Annotated in this window: 17 protein-coding genes; 8 read left to right on the top strand and 9 right to left on the bottom strand. The window is 38.0% G+C overall.

Translation table 11 applies throughout. The annotated features are described in order from the left end of the window. Positions 1-120: 120 nt before the first annotated feature. The 5 genes from C5F50_RS08310 to C5F50_RS08290 all read left to right on the top strand — a co-directional run bounded on the left by C5F50_RS08310 (position 121) and on the right by C5F50_RS08290 (position 15227). On the top strand, positions 121-10326 hold the full coding sequence (locus C5F50_RS08310) for a fibronectin type III domain-containing protein (protein ID WP_179370898.1): 10206 nt from the start codon (positions 121-123) through the stop codon (positions 10324-10326). Positions 10327-10483: 157 nt separating this feature from the next. Continuing rightward, positions 10484-12172, top strand: coding sequence for a biosynthetic-type acetolactate synthase large subunit (ilvB, locus tag C5F50_RS08305; protein ID WP_246282012.1), 1689 nt, complete (start codon positions 10484-10486; stop codon positions 12170-12172). A gap of 9 nt (positions 12173-12181) precedes the next feature. After that, positions 12182-12664 (top strand): acetolactate synthase small subunit, encoded by a 483-nt coding sequence (gene ilvN, locus C5F50_RS08300; protein WP_179370896.1) that lies wholly within the window; start codon positions 12182-12184, stop codon positions 12662-12664. Next, the gene (locus C5F50_RS08295; protein ID WP_179370895.1) at positions 12661-14175 is read left to right on the top strand and encodes a 2-isopropylmalate synthase; all 1515 of its coding nucleotides are present in this window, start codon (positions 12661-12663) and stop codon (positions 14173-14175) included. The genes ilvN and C5F50_RS08295 overlap by 4 nt, the downstream gene beginning before the upstream one ends. Before the next feature lie 32 nt (positions 14176-14207). After that, positions 14208-15227, top strand: a complete 1020-nt coding sequence (locus C5F50_RS08290; RefSeq protein ID WP_179370894.1) for an isocitrate/isopropylmalate dehydrogenase family protein — start codon at positions 14208-14210, stop codon at positions 15225-15227. A gap of 4 nt (positions 15228-15231) precedes the next feature. Here the strand turns inward: C5F50_RS08290 and C5F50_RS08285 are convergent, their stop codons facing one another. Continuing rightward, entirely contained in the window at positions 15232-15507 is a 276-nt protein-coding gene (locus C5F50_RS08285; protein WP_179370893.1) for a hypothetical protein, read from the bottom strand. 163 nt (positions 15508-15670) lie between these two features. On the opposite strand from C5F50_RS08285, the gene C5F50_RS13285 reads away from it, so the two are divergent. Continuing rightward, complete coding sequence (locus tag C5F50_RS13285; protein WP_280924446.1) at positions 15671-15802, top strand: hypothetical protein; 132 nt, start codon at positions 15671-15673, stop codon at positions 15800-15802. A 1-nt stretch (position 15803) separates the two neighbouring features. On the opposite strand, the gene C5F50_RS08280 is transcribed toward C5F50_RS13285, so the two are convergent. From C5F50_RS08280 to C5F50_RS08270, 3 genes are all read right to left on the bottom strand, one after another. Then, a complete protein-coding gene (locus tag C5F50_RS08280) occupies positions 15804-16049 on the bottom strand; it encodes a hypothetical protein (RefSeq protein ID WP_179370892.1) in 246 nt (81 codons plus the stop codon). Between the two features lie 339 nt (positions 16050-16388). Further along, complete coding sequence (gene aspS, locus C5F50_RS08275) at positions 16389-17675, bottom strand: aspartate--tRNA(Asn) ligase (protein WP_179370891.1); 1287 nt, start codon at positions 17673-17675, stop codon at positions 16389-16391. Between the two features lie 2 nt (positions 17676-17677). Then, positions 17678-18190 carry a transcription elongation factor NusA gene (locus tag C5F50_RS08270; protein ID WP_179370890.1) on the bottom strand — a complete coding sequence of 171 codons (513 nt, stop codon included), beginning with the start codon at positions 18188-18190 and terminating at the stop codon, positions 17678-17680. Positions 18191-18235: 45 nt separating this feature from the next. Here C5F50_RS08270 and C5F50_RS08265 point away from each other — a divergent pair, with 45 nt between their 5' ends. Further along, complete coding sequence (locus C5F50_RS08265; RefSeq protein ID WP_246282011.1) at positions 18236-19207, top strand: ABC transporter ATP-binding protein; 972 nt, start codon at positions 18236-18238, stop codon at positions 19205-19207. Between the two features lie 5 nt (positions 19208-19212). Here C5F50_RS08265 and C5F50_RS08260 read toward each other — a convergent pair whose 3' ends face one another. Both C5F50_RS08260 and C5F50_RS08255 read right to left on the bottom strand, forming a co-directional pair. Next, complete coding sequence (locus tag C5F50_RS08260; protein WP_179370889.1) at positions 19213-19497, bottom strand: hypothetical protein; 285 nt, start codon at positions 19495-19497, stop codon at positions 19213-19215. Between the two features lie 143 nt (positions 19498-19640). Further along, positions 19641-20021: a hypothetical protein gene (locus C5F50_RS08255; protein ID WP_179370888.1), complete on the bottom strand. Its 381-nt coding sequence runs from the start codon at positions 20019-20021 to the stop codon at positions 19641-19643. An 89-nt stretch (positions 20022-20110) separates the two neighbouring features. On the opposite strand from C5F50_RS08255, the gene C5F50_RS08250 reads away from it, so the two are divergent. Further along, positions 20111-20743: a VTT domain-containing protein gene (locus C5F50_RS08250; RefSeq protein ID WP_179370887.1), complete on the top strand. Its 633-nt coding sequence runs from the start codon at positions 20111-20113 to the stop codon at positions 20741-20743. On the opposite strand, the gene C5F50_RS08245 is transcribed toward C5F50_RS08250, so the two are convergent. The 3 genes from C5F50_RS08245 to C5F50_RS08235 are packed head-to-tail and all read right to left on the bottom strand — an operon-like array spanning position 20740 to position 23305. Beyond that, entirely contained in the window at positions 20740-21300 is a 561-nt protein-coding gene (locus C5F50_RS08245; protein WP_179370886.1) for a DNA-3-methyladenine glycosylase, read from the bottom strand. The two genes, C5F50_RS08250 and C5F50_RS08245, sit on opposite strands and share 4 nt — an antisense overlap. Further along, on the bottom strand, positions 21290-21883 hold the full coding sequence (locus C5F50_RS08240) for a uracil-DNA glycosylase (RefSeq protein WP_179370885.1): 594 nt from the start codon (positions 21881-21883) through the stop codon (positions 21290-21292). The genes C5F50_RS08245 and C5F50_RS08240 overlap by 11 nt, the downstream gene beginning before the upstream one ends. A gap of 3 nt (positions 21884-21886) precedes the next feature. Further along, positions 21887-23305 carry a TldD/PmbA family protein gene (locus C5F50_RS08235; RefSeq protein WP_179370884.1) on the bottom strand — a complete coding sequence of 473 codons (1419 nt, stop codon included), beginning with the start codon at positions 23303-23305 and terminating at the stop codon, positions 21887-21889. Positions 23306-23536: the final 231 nt, after the last annotated feature.

The following is a 23536-nucleotide window of genomic DNA, read 5'->3' as shown; positions in this document are numbered from 1 at the left end:
CAAATCTCACGATCTCCTAACTATGTTATATATTGATGTCGTAATCCCACTTTTGGAATATTCGGACTTGATTTAATAATTTAAATACGATTATGACAATACTTGGTCCAAAACAAAAACATGCTTTCTAGTAAATTATTGATATTATTATTTGCTATTCTATTGTTGGTTCCACCTTTAGGTCCAATTTCAGTTAGTGCTCAATCTTCTGATCCTTTTTCTTCTAATTTTGTTGAAGTCTCTGTTCGAGTAAATGCATCATCAGATGATGCAGAAGAAGATGCCGAGGGAGGAAATTCCGGTGACATGTCTCGTACCAGCAGTGATCTGGAACTAACAGAAGATGATGGTGATAAACAAATTATTGGTATTAGATTTAACGACATTAGTATTCCCCAAGGTGCAACCATAATCAGTGCTGGCATTCAATTCACTGTGGATGAAACAGATGATGATGTAACTAATTTAGAAATTCGTGGAGAGGCTGCTGATGATTCATTAACCTTTTCAAATGTTGATAATGACATTTCTGACAGGGCGGTAACTTCAGCTTTTGTTTCTTGGTCTCCAGTAGAATGGGATACTGTAGGTGAATCTGGAGATGACCAAAAGACTCCCGACATGTCATCTGTTGTTCAGGAAATTGTAAACCGTGATGGGTGGTCTTCTGGAAACTCTGTGACCTTTGTTGTTACTGGAACTGGACACAGAACTGCGGCATCTTATGACGGTTCATCCTCACAAGCTCCGCTTCTTAATATTCAATACACGCAAGACTTGACAGTACCTGGCACTCCAACAAACCTCTCAGCTACTCCCGGCAACTCCCAGGTCTCACTATCCTGGACTGCACCAACTGATGATGGCGGTTCTGCCATACTCAATTATGTGGTAGAGTACTCTACTGATAATTTTGGTACCTTTACTACATTGACAAGTACTACAATTGCTTTGAACATATCTGATCTTATCAATGGCCAACAATACCAATTCCGTGTATATGCCGAAAACTCTGTTGGTAGAAGCAATGTATCAAATACGGCATCTGCTACTCCATCTGCACCTCCTAGTTCACCTACATCTCTTACTGCAACCCGTGGCAACTCCCAAGTCTCACTATCTTGGAATACTCCATCTGATGATGGCGGATTTGCAATCACTGATTACATAATCCAATTTAGTATCGACGAAATAAACTGGACAACATTTGCTGATGGCATAAATACTGCCACATCTGCTACTGTCACCGGTCTAACAAACGGCCAACAGTACTCATTTAGAGTCTCTGCAGTAAACTCTGTCGGAACCGGTAATCCATCTAATCTGGCCACTGCAACCCCTGCCACAGTACCTGGTGCCCCAACACAATTATTGGCAACTAGAGGAAATGAAAAAGCAAACTTGGTTTGGTTTACATCAAACAACGGTGGTGCAACCATAACTGACTTTGTTATTGAGTATAGTCTTGATGGAACAAACTGGCTTATTTTTGATGATGGCATATCATCTAAAACATCTGCAACAGTTACCGACCTGACAAACGGCCAACAATACCAATTCCGTGTTTCTGCAGTTAATGCTGTAGGAAAAAGCGTACCTTCAAACATATCTGCAACAACTCCTGCCACAGTACCTATAGCACCTACTAATCTTTCAGTAATACTGTCTGATCAAAAAGTGAATCTAAGTTGGACTGCACCAACAAATAATGGCGGTGATCCAATAAACGATTATCTGGTAGAATATAGTGTGAATAACTTTGTTTGGATATTATATCCTGATGAAGTCGTCCCTGCAACTGCTACTGAAGTTATTGTGGAGAATCTCATTAACGGCCAATCTTATTTCTTCCGTGTACGGGCAGCAAACTCCGTAGGAATTGGCTTGCTATCTGATTCTGTTGGTACAACTCCTGCCACAGTACCTGGCACACCTACATCTCTTACTGCAATCCGTGGCAACTCCCAAGTTTCAGTTACATGGTTGGCACCAGCAGACAACGGCGGCTCCAAAATAACGGATTATATCATTGAATATCGTCTTGGTAATTCTGCATGGGAAACCTTTGCAGATGGAACAAGCACCACTACATCTGCTACTGTCACCGGTCTGACAAACGGCCAGCCATACTCATTTAGAGTCTCTGCAGTAAACTCTGTCGGAACCGGTAATCCATCTAACATAACCACTGCAACCCCTGCCACAGTACCTGGCACACCAACAAACCTCTCATCTACTCCCGGCAACTCCCAGGTCTCACTATCCTGGACTGCACCATCAAACGGCGGCTCCCCAATCACTGATTACATCATACAATTCAGCAAAGATGGTGTCAAATGGAACACATTTGCAGATGGAACAAGCACCGCTACGTCTGCAACTGTTCCTAACCTGACTAACGGTATTCCTTATTCATTCCGTGTCTCTGCAGTAAACTCTGTCGGAACAGGTTCTGTTTCTAATACTACTACTGTCACTCCTGCAACTACCCCTGGCATTCCTACAAGTATTGCAACTATACCTGCAGATTCTCAGATTACATTATCCTGGACTGCACCATCAAACGGCGGCTCCCCAATCACTGATTACATCATAGACTTTTCCTCTGATGGCGGCTCCAACTGGACAACGTTTGAGGACGGCACAAGTTCAAATACGTCTGCTACTGTCACCGGTCTGACCAACGGAGTTCAGTACTCATTTAGGGTCTCTGCAGTGAATTTTGCAGGTACGGGAACTACATCTAATGTTGTCATTGCATCCCCAGTTACAGTGTCCACATTCCCTACAGCATTAACTGCTAAAGCTATCTCTTCCACACAAATTGAATTGTCATGGACTGCACCCGTTGAAACAGGAGGTGCAGAGATAACAGGATATCAAATTGAAAGACAAACCGGGTCTGCTTCATTTGAAATTCTTGTTGCAGACACTGGATCTGCAAACACTGCCTACAGCGATGTGGGTCTTTCTGCTGGAATCACATACACATACAGAATATCTGCTATAACTCCTATCGGCGTTGGAGTTCCTTCAGGTACTGCAAGTGCAACTACTCTTGCGGTTCCAGAACCTCCAACCAATATTCTAACCACTGCTGATAATGCAGAGATTACTCTAACGTGGACTCCTCCAAATGCGGGCGAGTTGGCAATTACTGATTATGTTGTACAGTTTAGTACTGATGGCTCCAACTGGACAACATTTGAGGACGGCACAAGTGCAAATACTTCTGCTACTGTCACCGGTCTGACCAACGGTCAAGAATACTCATTCCGCATATTTGCAGTCAATTCCCTTGGAACTGGTAATGCATCTGCTATAATTGCTGAAACTCCGTTCACAATCCCTGCTTCGCCTGTGGGCCTCGCCGCAAAACGTGGTCCTAACGATGCAACATTGTCTTGGACGACATCATCTGATAATGGACGCCCAATCGTTGATTATATTGCACAGTTTAGTACTGATGGCATCACTTGGAACACGTTTAATGACGGCACAAGTATCGATACATCTATAAAAATTACTGGACTTGTTACTGGAAAATCTTACAAGTTTAGAGTTGTATCTGAAAACATAGCTGGCCCAAGTCCTCCCTCTAATATTGCCACTGCAACTCCTGCTACAACTCCTGGCATTCCAATCAATCTTGTTGCAATACGAGGAGATCCAGCAATTACTCTAACTTGGAATCCACCTACGTCAAACGGTGGCTCCCCAATCACAACATATGTTGTAGAGATATCTGATGATGACTTTTTGACCAAGAAAAACATATTGAGTGCATCACCTACTTTAACAATAACTGATCTAAAAACAGGAGTCAATTTCCAGTTTAAAGTAAGATCTGTTAATACTGTTGGATCTAGTCTGCCAACATCTGCAGTCAGTATATCTGTATTTGACAGACCCGTGTTGGATTCATCTCTTAGTGCAACTGCAGGTGATAGACAAGTAAAGATTACATGGGGCAAACCTGCAAATGACAATGGCTCCCCAATCACTGATTATCGTGTGGATAGGAGAACTGTGATAAACGGAGTTCCTATAGATACTCCACTGCCATCACAAAATGTTATTTTTAACAGGGACAATCTCTCCTCACTTACTGAACTTCTTGTAATCGGACTTGAAAATGGAAAATCATACGCACTAAAAGTCATTCCAATAAATGCTGCAGGTCCGGCACGAACTACTAGTGTAATTAACGTAATTCCACACGCCACTGTTCGTGCTAATGAACCTGCACTTGTTCAAAATGAGGGGCTTGTTAATACTGAAGATATTAAAAAACTAGAGGCAAAAGGATTGAAAAATGAATATATTCCATCTTCAAGCGTTATTTCCTCTGAAAACTTTGATCTTTATGATAAATCATATAATCAGAACATGGAATTCACTAACTCTACCACTCTTGAATCCGTTGACAGACCAAAAGATCTTGTATCTGAATTTGCGGTTCAAAAATACACTCCGCCAACTGAATTGCAATCTGGAGTAGTTTGGTCTGTTCCTCCTGCAATAATAGGACTGGATGATGCATTTGAAATTACATCTCCGACCACATTTGTTCCATCTCCACCTACAAACTTGCTGACAACATCAGGCACATCTGGCGTAATACCTCTGTCATGGTCTGAACCATCTGATAATGGAAATGCTGTAATCACAGGATATCTTATTGAATATGCAATAGATGGTAATTGGTTTACTGTAAGCCCTATATCTGATACTACATCCTTCATCATACCTGATCTAGTCAATGGCCAAGAATACCGCATACGTGTATCTGCCATCAATTCTGCAGGCGTTAGTGCGCCTTCTGTTGTGTCTGTTGCAACTCCATATACTGTTCCAAAAATACCTGTTGATGTAACTATAACTCCAGGTAACTCCCAGGTACTCCTATCATGGACTGCCCCCTCAAGTAACGGCGGCTCCCCAATCACTGATTACATCATAGACTATTCCTCTGATGGCGGTTCCAACTGGACAACGTTTGAGGACGGCACAAGTACAGATACATCTGCTACTGTCACCGGTCTGACAAACGGAGTTCAGTATTCATTTAGAGTCTCTGCAGTAAACTCTGCAGGATCTGGCGCTGTCTCTGTTACTGCCAGTGACACTCCTTTTGCCATATCTACCAAACCTTATGGATTGTCTGCGACTGCTATATCTTCCACAAGAATTGATCTTAATTGGCAAAAACCCGATGATACTGGCGGATTGGAAATTATTGGATATCGTGTTGATAGAAATATTTCTGGCGGCTTTTTTGATACCATTAATGAGAATACTGGCAATGCCGATACAACATATGTTGATGCTGATCTTTCTGCAGGGGTTGATTACTCATACAAAGTGTATGCAATCACAACAGCTGGAACAAGTCAGCCCTCTGGAACTACATCTGCACGTACTTTTGATGTTCCATCACCTCCATCCAAACTATCAGTATCTGCAAGCATAGATTGTCTACAATTATCTTGGAATTTGCCTGAAAATGATGGCAACCAGCCTATCACGGGATATAAGATTGATCGTAAATCCCCTACCACATCATTTGAAACCATTGTAGATGATACAAAGAACACATCTACGATATACTGTGATGGTGGTTTGGTTGCTGGAACGACCTATACTTATATCGTATATGCAATTAATGCTGTTGGGGTTAGTGGTGCATCTGATATTGCAAGTGGTACTGCCATTGGCTCTCCTAGTGCACCCCTTTCACTATCTGCAGAAGTAAGAAAGAACAAAGTCCAGCTTACTTGGGTTGCACCCTTCAACAACGGCGGCTCCCCAATCACTGACTATATCGTACAGTATAAACAAAAAAGTGATTCATCATGGTCTACATTTAATGACGGTGTTGGAACCTCTACATCTACAGTTGTCACAGAACTCCAAAACAACATATCATATTCATTTAGAATCTTTGCAGTAAATAACATTGGAACTGGTTTGGCATCTACAGTAGTTACTGCCACTCCTTCAACACCTGGTTCTACTGCCGCATATAATATTGAATCAATCCCAAGTGGTTTGGATGTCTTTTTGCCTCACAATGCAGGTGACACACTTGATAATGGGGGAAAGATATCTGGTGTCAAAATCAAACCAAACGAAACATTAGATTCTCTATTCATGACATCTACGTTCCTCAAGAACCCTCCTTCAGGAGTTACACCATCTGCTGACATGTATCTTAAATTTGAACTTGACTTTATAACACAAACTGAGACGAGTGCGACTGTTCCTCAACGCGTAATCAACCTGTCTGCAACATCTCCACAAGCATCCCAAGTTAATTTGTCTTGGAGTGCCCCTGCTGATGGGGGTGCGTCAATAACTGGATACAAGATAGAGACAAGTACTGATCAGCAAACCTGGAATATTGTTCTTGCAAATACAAAATCTCCATCTACTAACTATATTGACACTGGAAAGAATAATGGAATTACTCATTATTACCGTGTATCTGCAATAAATGACAAAGGAACTGGGCTTCCATCATTACCTTCAAGCACTACGCCAATAGATGTGCCATCAGCACCATTAAACGTAATCACTACTCCTGACAACTCCCAGGTCTCCCTATCCTGGACTGCACCAGCAGACAACGGCGGCTCCCCAATCACTGATTATCTGATCCACTTTAGCCTTGATCGTGATTCGTGGATTCCATTCAATGACGGTGTGAATACTGCAACCAGTACTGTCATTCCTAATTTGACCAACGGCCAAGAGTACACTTTCCGCATCTTTGCAGTAAATAGGGCAGGTACTACAAACCATTCCAATTTGGTCAGTGAAATTCCACTTTCAGTTGCAGACAGACCCACGTCCCTCATCGCAACTCCGACATCATCTAGTGAAATCAACCTGTCTTGGAATGCTCCTACTGAAACAGGCGGTTCACAAATTACAGGATATGTGATTGAGCAAAGAATTGGCGATGATCCAGAATGGATAGTGCTTGTAAATGATACAAACTCTACAGAAACAACATATTCTGATTCTGATTTGTTTGCAGGTGCTACGTATTTTTACAGGGTATCTTCAATCACTGCTGCAGGTTCAAGCAGTCCTTCTGTTGCCGCACAGGCAACCACATATTCCGTTCCTGATGCACCAGTTAGGCTCTCTGTAAATACCCTTGATGCAAGAATCAGCCTCTCGTGGTTTACACCTTCTGATGACGGCGGATTACCAATAATTGATTATATTGTAGAATATAGTACCAACGGCGGCACCACATGGAAACCATGGGTAAGGGGGCAAAGTACAAACACTTCTACCACATTATTTGGAAGCGCCATTCAACATGGAGTTACATATGATCTAAGAGTCTCTGCAGCAAATTCGCTTGGAAGTGGTCCTCCTTCTAATGTTGTTCAGGCAACTCCGCTCACAGTTCCCACATCACCAAGATCACTGTCTGCTGCAACCCCTGGCCTAGGAGAGATCATTCTCTCATGGACTGCCCCCTCAAGTAACGGCGGCTCCCCAATAACTGACTATAAGATTCGATACAGCGATGATGATGGTGCATCATTTACACTATTTTCTGACGGTGTAGGCACTGCAACAACTGCCACCGTAACAGGTCTTACAGACGGCGTAACATACGTTTTTACAGTATCTGCTGTCAACTCTGTCGGACAAGGATCAGCTACCATCAGCTCTCCTGTGGAATCTGGTAGCACAGAAACTGGGTCTACTGAAGGTCTCTTTGAATCAATTGAGATTGCAGTTACAATGGGACCAATAGAAAATTCTGTTCATCCTGTAATCCCTGCTAATAGTAAGAACCCAAATATTGTGTGTCCAGACATTCAGATATTCTTTATCGACGATGACAATGAGACTGTATTTGAAGGCATCAGCGTAATAAGAGATCCTGCTGGTGACACTGCTAGTTTGTGTGCATATGTTGTTACCTTGCAACACTTTTCAGTTTATGGCATTAAACCTGTTGTGAGGACATCATCATCATCTGATGCCATCTCTACGGGGCTAGGATCTGGCAATGTACCTCTACCTCCTAATATTACCGGAATGTCAATGTATTCTTTTGAAGAGCCAACAATCAACGAAAACGGTCAGCTTGTATTTAGAAAACTTGGAAGCTATGTGCCCTTGGAAACATTTGATGATACAAAACCAACGGTATCTTTGCTGGCAAATGAGTCATCGCAATTTGCATTGAGAATTGTTGATCCTAATGGGCCTAACTTTACATCTCATGTGGGTCTTTACATGAATCTTCATGGCGGGATAGATAAGAGCCAAAGTGATACGTACATCACATGGCAAAAAGGCGACATTGTGGTAATCGAAGATGCCCAAGGATTCATGAAAGACGTTGATGTCACTACAAGACATGAGGGCAATGTTTTGTGGGTTTTATTTAATGTGGACTTTGTAAAACCGATGGATGTGTCTGACATCTTAATTGACGTGTGGAATGAACACAAAGCATCAAGTACCAAAATTGCTCGTAATGTCCTTCAAGTTGTTGATGTGATTCCGGATCTTGTGCAATTGGAAGCTGGTTCTGATGATGTGCTGCAGAGTACAAAATTCTATGTGGTAGAATCTGTAGATCGTAACTGTGATAATTGCGCGGCTCCATTTGATATTGAGATAAATAAAAACAGTATTGTATGGAAGAACGCAAGTCCTGATATTAGAACTGTTATTAGCGGAGATCAGATAAAGGGATTTGATGGTAACTTTAAGAGTTCTTTTATCCTAAAAGACAATTCATATTCTACTAAATTCTCCAAATCTGGATATTATACATACTATGACATATTAGATGACAACTTTGCTGGAACTATGATTGTTGATTTGGGCAGTGCTCCAATCACTGACTCTCGACTCTTTGAGACACCTTCAATGCCATTTGGTTATGTGCCTGCACGCATAATTGCAAGTTCAGAAAAAGGTACATTAAATGCAGATTTCACTACAGATGGAGTAATTGAACTATTTGGTAAAATACATAATGTAAATACCAGACAAGTTGTCCTGCTGGATATCTCCAAACCTGATTCATCAGTTGAGACGCTAAAAATCACATCTACTGATGAGGGACAGTATGGTTTAGTGATGGATATCTCTGAATCTTGGAAGCCAGGTCTTTACACAATTACTGCAACTACTCATGAACAACTTGGCATTCTCTATATGCTGTTTGATGGGAAAAACATTGTGCCTAAATTCACTACTGTGATATCTGATATTGAATCTCGTTCTGTAATTGATGATGTGGCTTTGTCTCCATTACATCTAAAACATGTAGAATCTCTCAGCAAAGGTGGCAAATTGCTTGAAATTGAAGGGTCACTAGATCTTGATTTTAACCGAGTTGATCTTTATCTGGAAACTCCAGACGGTGTCGTGGAAAATCATGGTGCTTTGTTAAATTCGAAGAATTACTATTGGGTACCTATAACGAAATCAGAATGGGCACCTGGAGACTATGAAGTGACCTTGGCAGTTCAAGGCAATAAGATACTCTCTGAGAGTTTTTCTGTATCTGAACCTGTGATAAGTAAAACAGACTTGGAGTTGGCATTTGAGAGTGAAAGATTGTCAAGACCCATATCTGCAATAACTACAAGTATTGAATCTGAAATAACACTTCCACGGTTTGATGTGGATGTTAGACACAATGAGGTATCTACATCTTCTGATATTGGGGAGTTTAACGTCAATATACCTGATATCAATGTACTGCGAGACTCTATGTTCTTTTCTGGAAAAGTGAATCCGTTAGAAAAACAACGCGGATTCGTAGATATATCATTGACGAGACCTAATGGTGAAATCGATCTGCTGACAACACCGATTACTCGAAATGGTAACTTTGAAACACAACTACTTGAGTCATGGCAAACTGGCGAATATCTCATTGATGCAGAATACGGTGGTAACACGATTGGTTCTGTGGTATTTTACCTTGGTGAGACTGCTGAAAAGATTCAATCTGAATTGTGTGATGGAGATAACTGTTCATCAATCACACCCAAATCCAAAGTAATCGAGTCCAAAGTGTTTGCTACAGTTGACTGGTATAATCCAATCATAGTGGACATATCTGGAATCATATCGGACTTTGATAGTGGAGGCAAGATTGAAATTTTAATCATCAAACCAGATAACACTGTTGCAAAGCTGAAAATAACCCCATCTGCAACTGGAGAATTTAATGTACCTGCATTGTACAATGAACGCTGGACAGATGGAACGTACACCGTCGTCGTTCTGTATCAGGGACATGAGCTGTCTCGAGATACATTCTCACGTTGATTTAATATCATTTATCGCGCCAAAGTTAGAATCATTTCTATACCTGCGACTCAGTTAAATTGTGTGTCTAAACAGTATATTTTTAAGCCCTTTTACTGGTTTTTAATTCCCACATATTTCACACATTAAAATTATGGATGTTAACTTAAAAAATAAAATGGAAAGTATGACTGGTGCCAAAGCCTTGATGACGGCTATGGAAAAAGAAGGCGTAAAACAAGTGTTTGGACTACCCGGAGGCGCAAACCTTCCGATGTATGATGAATTTGCCAGATGTGATATTAGACATATCTTGGTAAGACATGAACAATCAGCAGCTCATATGGCTGATGGATTTGGTAGAGTTAGTAGAAAACCTGGAGTTTGTTTTGCAACCTCTGGACCTGGAGCTACCAACATATTGACTGGAATTGCAACAGCTCAGGCAGATTCTGCACCAATGATTGCAGTCACTGGACAAGTTCCTGTTGCAATGATTGGACGAGATGCATTTCAAGAAAGCGATATAATTGGAATGGCAAACCCTGTTGTAAAATATGCATTCCAACCAAGAACAGCTGCTGAAGTTCCAGAAGCTGTAAAAAAAGGATTTTTCATTGCAGAAACTGGAAGACCAGGACCTGTATTGCTTGACATCCCAAAAGATGTTCAAACAAACAAAGCAGAGATGATATTTCCTGACGAATTTAAAATTCAAGGATATCATCCTTGGGCTGATCCTGATATTGCTAATGTTGAAAAAGCAATTGATATGCTACTTCATTCAGAAAAACCAATTATCTTAGCTGGTGGTGGAACAATTATTTCATCTGCTTTTGCTGAATTACAAGCAATTGCTGAAGCCCTAATGCTTCCTGTAGTTACAACTTTCAAAGGCAAGGGTTCGTTTCCTGAAAACCATCCTTTATCATTAGGTCCAATTGGAATGCATGGTCATGCAGAGGCAAACAAAATGATGGCAGAAGCTGACTGTGTATTGGCAATTGGAACAAGATTTTCTGATAGATCTGTGGGCACCTTTGAGGCATTTGAAAAGAGATTAAAGATTATTCATATGGATGTTGATCCTGCAGAAATTGGAAAGAACCAGACTGCACAAATTGCTGTTGTTGGAGATGTTCGAGCATCACTTAGAATCATGGTGAAATTACTTTTACAGAGAGCTATCAAAAAAACAGACGAGACTCCTTGGATCAAGCATGTTAAAGAGACTAAAGCATACTGGAAGGAAAACTTGAAACTCCATCCAGGTGAAATGGGCGCTGCTAAAATTTTACGTAAACTCCGTGAATTATTGCCAAAAGAGTCTGTTGTTACTACTGAAGTAGGACAACATCAAATGTGGGCATCATTATTCTATGATGTAATCCAACCTGGAACTTTCTTTAGCTCTACTGGTCTTGGTACCATGGGTTGGGGATTTCCTGCAGCTATTGGGGCCAAAGTCGCAAAGCCTGATGTCCCTGTAGTGGACATTGCAGGTGATGGTAGTTTCAGTATGACTGAAAATTCTCTTGCAACTGCTGTGTTAGAAGACATCCCTGTAATTGTATTTCTTTTGAACAACTCTACATTAGGAATGGTTGCTCAATGGCAGAGAACTTTCTATGATAGAAGAATGAATGGAGTTGACCAAGGTCATTGTCCTGATTATGTTAAATTAGCAGAATCTTATGGTGCACAAGGAATACGAGCACAATCCATGGATGAACTTGACCGAGCAATCAAAACTGCACTAAGCAGTGATGTTGCAACAGTCATTGACATTCCAATTGATCCTGAGGAAGACGTATTGCCATTTGTAGCGCCTGGAACTTCGCTTTCGGATATGATTTTACCATCATAGTGAATTATCATGTGGGCAATTCTTTCTATTTTAGTTGAAAACAAACCTGGAATCTTGTTTAAGGTAACTCATCTTTTCAGATCCAGAAATTTCAATATTGACAGTATTTCTGTGGGGGTGACTGAGAATCCTGAATACTCAAAAATGACTATTACCACATACGGTGATGAAAAACAAGTAGAACAAATCGTAAAGCAACTCGACAAGATGATTGATACTGTCAAAGTTGAACACTTAGATGAGCACAAAACAGTGTATCGAGAACTTAGTCTTTTTAAGATTAAACTCAGTAATGCTAATGATAGTATGGAAATTAACAAATTAGCAAATGCGTATGGCGGCAAAGTTCATGATGTAAAAAAGGATTCAATTATGGTTGAATTAACTGCCACCCCTGATCAAATTCAGGCATTTGAGGAATTAGCAAAACCATTTGGTATTATTGATGTGGCACGAACTGGAGTTGCTGCTTTACAAAGGAGCGGGGCATGAACGTTAGAATATTTGATACAACATTAAGGGATGGAGAACAAACCATTGGTGTATCATTATCCCCGGATCAAAAATTAGCAATTGCTAAAAAACTTGATGAGCTTGGCGTTGATGCAATTGAAGCTGGTTTTCCAGTAATTTCCGAAGGTGAATTAAAAGCCGTAAAGATGATTACTAGTGAAGGATTATCTTGCGAGATTGCAGGATTGACAAGAACCATGACAAAAGATATTGATGCTGCAGTTGATGCTGGATTAAATTACATTCATACCTTCATTGCAACGTCAGACATTCACTTGGAGCACAAGCTCAAAATGACTCGAGATCAAGCACTTGAAAAAGCAATTGAAGCCGTAGAGTATGGAAAATCACGCGGTCTTCAAGTAGAGTTTTCAGCTGAGGATGCTTCAAGAACAGAAAGAGAGTTTTTGAAAAAAGTATTTGGTGACGTGGCAAAAGCAGGAGCTGATAGAGTTAACATTCCTGATACTGTAGGATATTCTACTCCTGAATACATGGCAGAAATAACTAGGGATGCAGTAGAAGCTACAAAACTTCCAGTAAGTGTTCACTGTCATAATGATTTTGGATTAGCAGTTGCAAACTCATTAGCTGGAATTCATGCAGGGGCATCATGTGCACATGTTACAATAAATGGTATTGGTGAACGTGCAGGAAATGCATCCTTAGAAGAGCTTTCCATGGCCTTGAAATGTTTGCCCTATGATCAAAAATACAAAACTAACATCAAATCTGAATTAATTTATGATACGTCGCGATTTATCTCAAAGACTGTTGGTATTATGGTCCAGCCAAACAAGGCAATTGTTGGCGCTAACGCATTTGGTCATGAATCAGGCATCCACACACATGGCGTCTTGAGCAATCCTCTCACATACGAGCCAATCAGTCCTGAATTAGTTGGAAGAAAAAGATGGCTCCAAGTTGGAAAACATGCAGGCATTCATGGAATGAATGCAATGCTTGCAGAATATGGAGTAAAACCAACTGAGGCGCAATCAAAACAAATCTTAGAGAAAGTCAAAGTGTTAGGTGATCAAGGAAAACAAGTTACTGATGTAGAGTTGCTTTCCATTGCAAGTGATGTCTTGGGAGAAAAAGAACTCAAAAGAATTGTTCAATTAACTGGATTCTCAGTATCAACAGGTATTGGAACAATGCCTTATGCATTTGTAAAATTAAATGTTGATGGCCAAGATCATATTGGAACTGATTACGGGGTAGGTCCAGTAGATGCTGCACTTAATGCAATTCAAAAGATTACTGGAAAGATCTCAGAGATTAGAATCAAAGATTATGGGTTAGCTTCTATTTCAGGTGGTTCTTCTGCATTGTGTGAAGTTACAGTAAGGGTCGAAGATGCATTGGGAAATAAGGTGTCTGCAAAATCAGTTGGCGAAGACATTGTAACTACTTCAGTTAAAGCAGTAATTGATGCCATCAATAGAATCATGCTCAAAAAGATGTTTCAAGAAAAACAAGTCAACTAAATCCTAAAATTCTCTAGTTTTAATGAAGTATCATGTACAAAATATCGTTAATTACCGGTGATGGAATTGGTCCTGAATTATCCGAATCTGCAGTATCTGTATTAAATGCAATTAACGATAAACTTGATTTAAAATTTGAAATAACAAAATTATCTGCTGGAGACAGGTCCCTGGCAGAAACTGGCAAGGCATTACCTGATGAGACAATTAATGCCATTAAACAATCTGATGCATGTATGAAAGCACCTGTTGGTGAGAGTGCCGCAGACGTGATTGTTGTGTTGAGACGAATGCTTGATCTTTATGCAAATGTAAGGCCTGCAAAATCATACCCTCACATGCCTGCATTACGTGATGATATTGATATGGTAATTGTTCGAGAAAATACTGAGGATCTTTATACTGGAAAAGAGTTCAGCTTTGGAAACTCTGCAGTTGCGTTGAGAATAATTTCAGAGGATGCATCAAAAAGAATTGCAAAATATGCATTTGAAACGGCAACCCAAAGAAATTCTATGAAAAAAGTAACATGTGTTCACAAATCAAATGTTATGCGAATTACTGATGGATTATTTGCAAAAGCATGTGCTGACATCTCAAAAGATTATCCTGATATTTCATTTGAAGAAATGTATGTTGATGCATGCGCTATGAATTTGATTCGTCAACCAGAAAAATTCGATGTTATAGTCACTACTAATTTATTTGGAGATATTCTCTCTGATGAGTCATCTCAGGTTGTTGGAGGGTTGGGAATGGCACCCGCTGCAAACATTGGTGATGACTTTGCATTGTTTGAACCTGTCCATGGGGCTGCATTTGACATTGCAGGAAAAAACATTGCAAATCCTTCTTCATTTTTGTTATCAATTAAGATGATGTTGGATTGGTTAGGCAACAAACACAACGATTCAAAATGCATTGAAGTTGGTGAAAAATTAGAGTCGACAATTTTTAATTTGGTAAAATCTGGTGTTAAAACTAAAGACATTGGTGGAAATATGTCTACTTCTGAATTCACTAAACAAATAACAGACAATCTAAAACTGTAAAAAATTAATCTTTTCTCTTCTTTACATCGGATTTTGGTGGATTCAAAGACCAAAAAAATAATGCAAATCCTATTGGAATCATAATTAGCAAAGCTGCCACAAGTGAGATTGTGTAAAAAGTAGGATCTAGTCCAGGTATAAATGGTCCTGGAAATACTGCGTATAGCCACAAAAATGCAACAAATATCAGAATGACTTTATTTTTTTTGATTAATTTTTTCCATCCTAGACGTCGTTTCTGAATGTAACAATCCTTGCAACGTGTTCTATCATCTACCATACATGATGTACAACAAGTTTTTTCACAAAAATAACAAATTCTATCTCCAAATGTAGAACCACAATAATCACAGTTGTGCACTAATTAAGATCCATCCCTTTGAATTTATCTCTTTTTCAAAAATTACCAATTTTTATTAGTCGCATTTTTTAGTACATTATAAATGGCAAAATGCTGTATTTGTAAATTAGTTGAGGGCACGCTAAAAATTACTGATGGTAATCCAAAGTACAAAGGTAAACCAATCTGCCAAGAATGTCAAGGTTATAGAAAACTTCTAAAAGAAACTAAATAGTTTATTCTGTTTTAGTTTTATTTTTCTCAGCCCATTTCTCATACATTGATATCAACTCATCAACGTCCTTTCCCTCCTCAGAATATGTTACAATTACTCCAAATGTTCCTTTTTTGTCATGACCTCTTGCAAAATATCCCCAAAAAGAATCTGGAAGCTTGACAAAATTGTTTGAATCATGTGAGACTCCTATCAAATTGTTACCAACTACTTCGACTACTTTTTTTGCATCTTGAGATTCAATCATGAGTTCTCATTATTCCAATGCAATAAAAATCTGAACAAATTATAGATGTGAGCGGGAAAACCCAAACCCTTTAGGGTTGGGATGAAAGCGAACACGCCACAACTCAAAACAAAACACAATCAAATATTCAAATCCAATACATGTGTAATCAACTGCATGTTAGAGTTAGGCAAATACGGTCGTATCAATAATATGAACATGCACCATTTGTTACGTAAAGCCGAAAATGGATTGTGTTCAGACATACTACTGCGGGAACCGCAGAATGCACGCCTGTGGAGATCAGAAACTCGGTCGTTGAAGCAGGAAGAAGCCAATTGACTTTAGTCATTGGCAAGTTCACGGGCTTAGTCTATCCGGATCCCTTGGATACAAAACAACTTCACGAACATTGTCAATTCCAATTAATGTAGTCATCAGTCTGTCTAATCCCATGCCCCAACCAGAATGTGGTGGCATTCCCCAATCAAATGTTTTTAGATGGTCTTGGAATTGCATAGGATCTAATCCTTGTTCTTTGAGTCTTGCCTTTAACATCTCAGGATTGTGCAATCTGGTTCCTCCAGAAGACAATTCTAGATATCCGAATTGCAAGTCAAATGAGCGTGATAATGTGGCATCTTCGTCTTTTTCTCTAATGTAAAATGGTTTTAGTTTCATTGGCCAGTCAGTCAAGAAGAAAAATCCTGGGTGATTATCCCCAATTATTCTAAGATGAGAATCAAGCAAATCATCTCCGAACTCTATTTTTTCTCCTGCTTTTTGTAATTCTTCGACACATTGAGAATATGTGATTCTCTCAAATGGTGATTTTGGAACTTCGATTGTATGGCCAATCATCTCTTGTTCTTTTTTACAATTTTCTGAAGTGTACTTGTAGACTTTCATCACTAGTGATTCTAAGACATCCATGACGTCATTGTAATCCATAAATGCTGCCTCGATGTCTATGCTGGTAAATTCTGAAAGATGTCTGCCTGTGTGAGAGTTTTCTGCACGATAAAAATTTGAAATCTCAAATACTCGTTCTAACCCCATGGTCATTTGCTCTTTGTACAATTGTGGACTCTGGGCTAAATATGCAGTCTTTCCAAAATAATCTAGAGAAAATAAATTGGCACCACCTTCACTTGCACTACCGATAATTTTGGGAGTTGTAATCTCTATGAATTTTTTTTCAGTCAGTGTTTTTCGAAGTGATTGCAAAACATGATGTCGAAGCTTGAAAATCGAAGCTGTTTTTTGATTTCGCATATCTAGTGCGCGATGATTTAATCTGGTATCGATGTTACTTTCAACTCTACCAATAGGATCGACTGGTAATGGGTGAACTGCCTTGGCTAGCACTTCAATTTCATCTGCTTTAATTTCAAATGCAAAGTCTCGAGCTTTAGTCTCTTGTACAATCCCTTTTATAGAAACAACGCTCTGACGATTGATCTCTCCTAGATTATCATTTAATTCTCCTTTTACAATTACTTGCGAAATCCCTGTAACATCACGTAACGTGATAAATGACATTTTACCTAGCTTTCTAAAATCTTCTACCCATCCACCAAGAACTACTTGTGTTCCAATCAACTGAGTAGTTAATTCATCAATATCGTGAGTTTTTACAAAAACCATGCCTATCTTTTATCCTCAAATTCTATCTCAATGTCAAGGTTTCGGGCATTTCTTACAATTTGTATCACTTTCTCAGTATCTATTGGAAACTTTGGTGTCCATTTCCCTGATACTACAGCTTTAGTCTTTTGAACTTCTCCTGGTGCCCAAACTGCGTTGATTGATAGGATTTTGGTAGGAAAGAACAAATCTTCTATGAATCTTTTATCATTTTCATCTGCTTCTACCAGCCAAATTTTTCCTTTGAATTGATCTTGAAGCAGTCTGTAGAGTGTTCGGCTTTGTCTAATTGCCATAATATCATTTTTTGCTAATGACAAAACAAAATTCCCATCAAATTCCTTACAAGAATACAACGTAAAATTTTCAATCTCTTTGTTTGATTTTGCAGTATTTGCAAGAATGATTGATGCATCTACATCTGCCTTTGTAAGTTCTCCAGCTTCTACCTTTCCTTCACATTTTGGACAGAGAACTGCATTTTTTGCATCAAAACCACAAATTGGAAGTATCATTTGAATCGACTTTTTTCATTTCAATAATGTTGTTTATATCCCTTAGTGCAAAACAAAAATTCTAGTTTGGAACAAATAGAGTATGGTTTTTTAGACATTAGTGGATTATCTGTAAAATATCCATCATCATCCGGTCCAGTATATGCCGTGGATGATGTCGATATTCATTTAGATGATGGAGAATCGATAGGAATCGCCGGTGAGAGTGCGTGTGGGAAAAGCACATTGGGATTATCAATAATTCGAATGCTTTCTGGAGGAAATGCACAAGGCAAAATTTTCTTTGAAGGCGACTCTCTTTTGGATTTGAGTGAATCTGATTTTAATACAAAATATAGGTGGAAAAAAATCTCGATGATTTTTCAGGGTGCAATGAATGCACTAGATCCTGTTTTTACAATAAAGGAGCAATTTCTTGAAATTCTAAAACAGCACAACTTTGATGGAAATTCCAATCAATTAATTTTGGATGCTATGAATTCTGTTAGTTTAGATGAGGATGTTTTAAAAAAATATCCTCATGAATTAAGCGGGGGTATGAAACAAAGAGTTGTCATTGCAATGGCATTGCTCTTAAAGCCAAAATTTGTCATTGCAGATGAGCCTACCACTGCACTTGATGTATTAATTCAGGCTCAAATTATCAATTTACTTAAAACCCTCAAAAAAAGGGGGATGTCCTTTTTGTTAATCACTCATGATTTAGCAGTGTTGTCTGAAATTGCAGACAAGATTGGAATAATGTATGGGGGACAAATTGTTGAATTTGGTTCTTCAGAAGAAATCTACAAAAACCCAAAACATCCTTACACAAAAGGACTGTTGGAATCCATTCCGACATTAAAGGGTGGTGCTCTAAAATACATCAAAGGAATTCCTCCTAGTTTACTTGATGCTCCTACTGAATGCCGATTTTTAGAGCGGTGTCCTTTGGCAATTGAAAAATGCAAAGAACTTCCTCCAAAACTTAAAACTAAAACCGGATATGTTAGATGCTGGCTTTATGAAGACGAATGATGTTTTTATTTTGAATTTAGATATTCGCTATCAATTTTTTTTAAATAAATTTCCTGAATCTCTGTAATTTCTCTTTGTGTTGTATTTTTTGAAATCATCTTAAGGTAATTTACCACGTCTTGATTTTTCTGCATTTTTTCAAACCCTTCAATTTTTTTCAATGATTCTTGTTCAAATTTCATTATGTTCTGCAATTCCTTGCTAATTTCTTGTACTTTCATTTTTTCATAATTTTTGGACTTTGATTTTCTAAAACTAATTTCATCTATTATTTTTTCAATTTCATCCATGTTTATGCTATATGTTGTATTTTAATATTAATTTTAAATTTTTATTTTTGATTTTTCTTTTTATGCTCTAAGATATGCTTCAACCCGTCTGTCATATTTAATGAATCTAAATCGATATCACAATAAGGACACTTCAAAGTATTTCAAACGTCTGAATATTTTTTAACAATTGGTAGACATGAATCTATTATTCGTAACACTTCAGATCTAATTACTTTTTTATCAATTGATATCCAGACTCTTATTTTTTTTATTGCAAATGAAATTGTCTGGACCTTTCTTCTTTCTTCCCAAGAAAATTCAATCTCTCCCAAGTTCTTGTCAAAAAATCCTTCAAGATCTGTTTTCATGGCAATATGTGAGAATTGATACTGGGTGTTCTTTTCATCTAAAAGAGGCATCAAATCTGGTCTTCTTTTATAGGCTAATAATTCCCCACTCTCACCAATTACGCCTACAAATCTAATGTATGGACTTATTGTGGCTATGGTGTCTGATATTGATTCACAGTCTTTTTTTAACATTTGATTTTTCTCCGAAAAGATGTTATTTTAATGATATTGTGAGCAACTCTCTAGTTTTAATTAAATAAAGCCAGAAAACAGTTTGATTTGTGGATTTTGTTGACCTATTTCCATTTGCTCCGGAAGTAGGATATCTGAGTTTATCTCTTGTCAATTTCTTTGGCTCACTTGTTCCCTTTGTACCGCTACCTGGATTTTTACTACTTGCTACTATGGCAGTAGGTGATCAATTTGATCTCCATGTTTTAGCATTATTGTCTGCCGTTACTGCTACTATTGCAAAACAAATCATCTTCTATGTCAGTTATGGTGGAAGAAAAATCATCAATGAAAAGACTAGAAAAAGAATGCGTCCTTTTGAAAGATTAGTTAAAAGATATGGCGCTGGTGCTGCATTTTTTGCTGCAGCCACTCCGATTCCAGATGATCTAGTGTATGTTCCATTGGGATTGGCAAAATACAATCCGAAACGATTCTTTATTGCAACTTTAACTGGTAAAATAGTTCTTAGCTATTCCATTGTATTCATTTCACATTATCTTGGTTTGTCTTTAGTAGAACCTTTTCTTGAAAACATGGATGATGCTACTCCTATTTACATTGGAATTATGATTTTTGGAGTTATGATGACATCTGTGGTAATTTTGCTTTTAAGATTGGATTGGGGGAGAATTCTTGGGAGATTTGCACCATGGACTTTGGATGAAAATAATGAAGACTAAATTTTTTTAATGTTTATTTTAAAATTCCATAACTTCTCAGTTGCTTTTTTTATTCCTATTCTGGGTGATTCGTAGATCTTTCCTGGTTTTATTCCATCTTCAATGAATAATTTTGAATCTTTAGTTAAATCTACACCATAATGCTTTTTTGTTATCTCCAGGGCCTGTGTTAATTTTGCAGGTCCATTAGTAAGATTTTTCAAATTTGTTATTTTTCTATTCTTTTGGATTTTTTTAATTCCTTTTTCAGGCTCGATTGCACGAATTAGAACTGCACCTGCTTTGATTTTTGGATGTCTTGCAACTACATTAAAGCAATAATGCATTCCATATGTGAAATAGACATATGCGTGTCCTACTTCCTCAAACATAGCTTTGTTTCTATCTGTCTGATTACCAAATGCATGGCTTGCAGGGTCATCTACATGTCTGTATGCTTCAGTTTCAGTAATTATTCCTGAAATCTCAGTCCCATTAATTTTTCTAATTATTCTTTTTCCTAAAATGTTTCTTGCAACTGTTACTGTATCTTTATTATAAAATTCTCTAGGAAGCATACTCTATATCTACAGTGATTTCTTTTCCATTCTTTAATTCTCTTATGTTCTCAAACAGTTTTGCAATATCATTCTTTAACACATCAATTAGTTCCTGATTGTAAATTGTTGCTGCTGGATGAATAGTGAGAAAATATAACTGGTTGTCTTTTCTTACTATTTTTCCTCTGAATTTTGTTATTTCAGAACCTCCTAGAATTGAATTAAATGCTGTGTTTCCTAAAATACAAATTATCTTTGGTTTGATTATTGAGATTTCTTGCTTTAGATATTCTTGACATGTATTTTTTTCATCCGTATTTGGAACTCTATTTTTTGGAGGTCTGCACTTTACAACATTTGTAATGTATACTGATTCTCTAGAAATCCCTACTTCCTCAAGTGCGATTGATAGTCTCTTTCCGGCAACCCCCACAAATGGCTCGCCGTTTTCATCTTCATTTCTTCCAGGTGCCTCACCAACAAAAATCACATCTGATTGAAAATTTCCTTTTCCTGGAACTGAATTGGTTCTAGTTTTACAAAGATCACACTTTGTGCAATTTATGACATTTTGTTTAATTATTTCTAGTTCTTGTTTCATTTTTTAGTTAACACTCTTCACCATTGCAGTTCCACGAATTGTTGGTCCTCCATTTCCCATAATCATTGATTGCATAGGATCTCCTTTACCACAATTAGTTATTGGTCTTACTGTAAAGTCATTTCCACAAGCATCAATTGACTCAAAAAATTCCGGCGCTGTTCCCATAACAATCACATCTCTTAACAAGTCTGTGGTTTCACCATTTTCAATTTTTTGAGCGTATTGACATGAAATACTCCAATTGTATCGTTTCATATCTATTGATGGGATTTTCATATTTGAAATTAGGTATCCATTTTTGACTTCTTTGATTATTTCATCTGTATTCCTGTCTCCATTTCCAATACATGTACATGCCATACGAATCAAAGGCATGAATCTATAGTTTGTAGCTCTCATGTTTCCAGTCGGAGTGGCGTTAAAAATTTGAGCAGTTTCTCTATTTTGCATGTGATTAATTAAAATCCCATTTTCAACAAGCGTAGTTTTTTTAGTCTCAATTCCTTCATCATCAAAATAATACCATCCTAAACTTTCTTTGATGGTAGGATCATCAAACACATTTAGATTCTCTGATCCTATTTTTTCTCCAATTTTTCCTTTCCACCAAGCACCTCCCGCCCATGCCATTTCTTTTCCCAACACTCTGTCTGCTTCTGATGGATGACCCAGTATTTCATGTGTGAGCAACGATACAAAGTCGGGATTCATTACAACTGTTGTCTGTTCTTCTTTGAGAGGTTTTGCTAAAATTAATTCTGATGCCTTTTGGGAAATGTCTTTAGCTTTTTGCTGAATTTTGTCTTTATTGGTAATTTGTTCTAATCCTCCCCTTCCCCCTTCTGTGATATTTGTTGATTGTGTAATTCCTGATTCATATGCTACTGCAATCATGTCTGTCACAACATCTGTAAAATTCTGCTCAATTTTGGAGCCCTCGCTATTTACAAAATATTTTGAGTTTACTGTGTACCATGGACTGATAATTGATTTGATGATTCGTGGCGTGTCTAAAATAATTCTACTACACTCTAATCCAATTGTGACTAATTCATCAATTGATGGTTTTTTTAAAACTGGAAAATCAATTTTAAGATTGTTTGTTGGACTTGGATACTGATCTACTTTCTTTTTATTTTTTGTAGGGTGAGACGAGTTTTTTATTGCATGATTAATTTTTTCTTTGATTTCGTCAAATGATTTCGGATCTGTGATTGAACAAAAACTCCATGCTCCTTCTTTGATTAGTCTGATCCCCAAACCAGAATCGCTAAATGCTCTGATATTTTCTATTTCGTTATTTTCTATATGCACTGATTTCTTTTCTTGTTGCTCGGCCCTTATGTCACAATATTGAGCTCCCGCCTCAATAGCATATTTGATCCCTTTATCTGATAGTTCTTGCAGTACTGTGTTCATAATTAATTAGATTTAGAGAGCTTCGTAAACCTTCTGATGTTCAGTGATTTGAAATTGCAGGCATGGTGAAATAATACTCGTCCTCAAACTCATAGTCTGCCATGCCTTTCTTGCGTAAAAATTCAAAATACTCTGTACAATTTTTATAAAATTCATTGTTTTTTTGCCCTTGTTCCATGATTGCTTTTTCGAAATATGCATTTTTTTAAGAGGGTGAGTAATTTTAGCTCT

The organism is Nitrosopumilus ureiphilus, from assembly GCF_013407185.1.
GTDB lineage: Archaea > Thermoproteota > Nitrososphaeria > Nitrososphaerales > Nitrosopumilaceae > Nitrosopumilus > Nitrosopumilus ureiphilus.
Note: the sequence above shows the minus strand (reverse complement) of the source record. Positions and strands in the feature narration are given on the sequence as shown.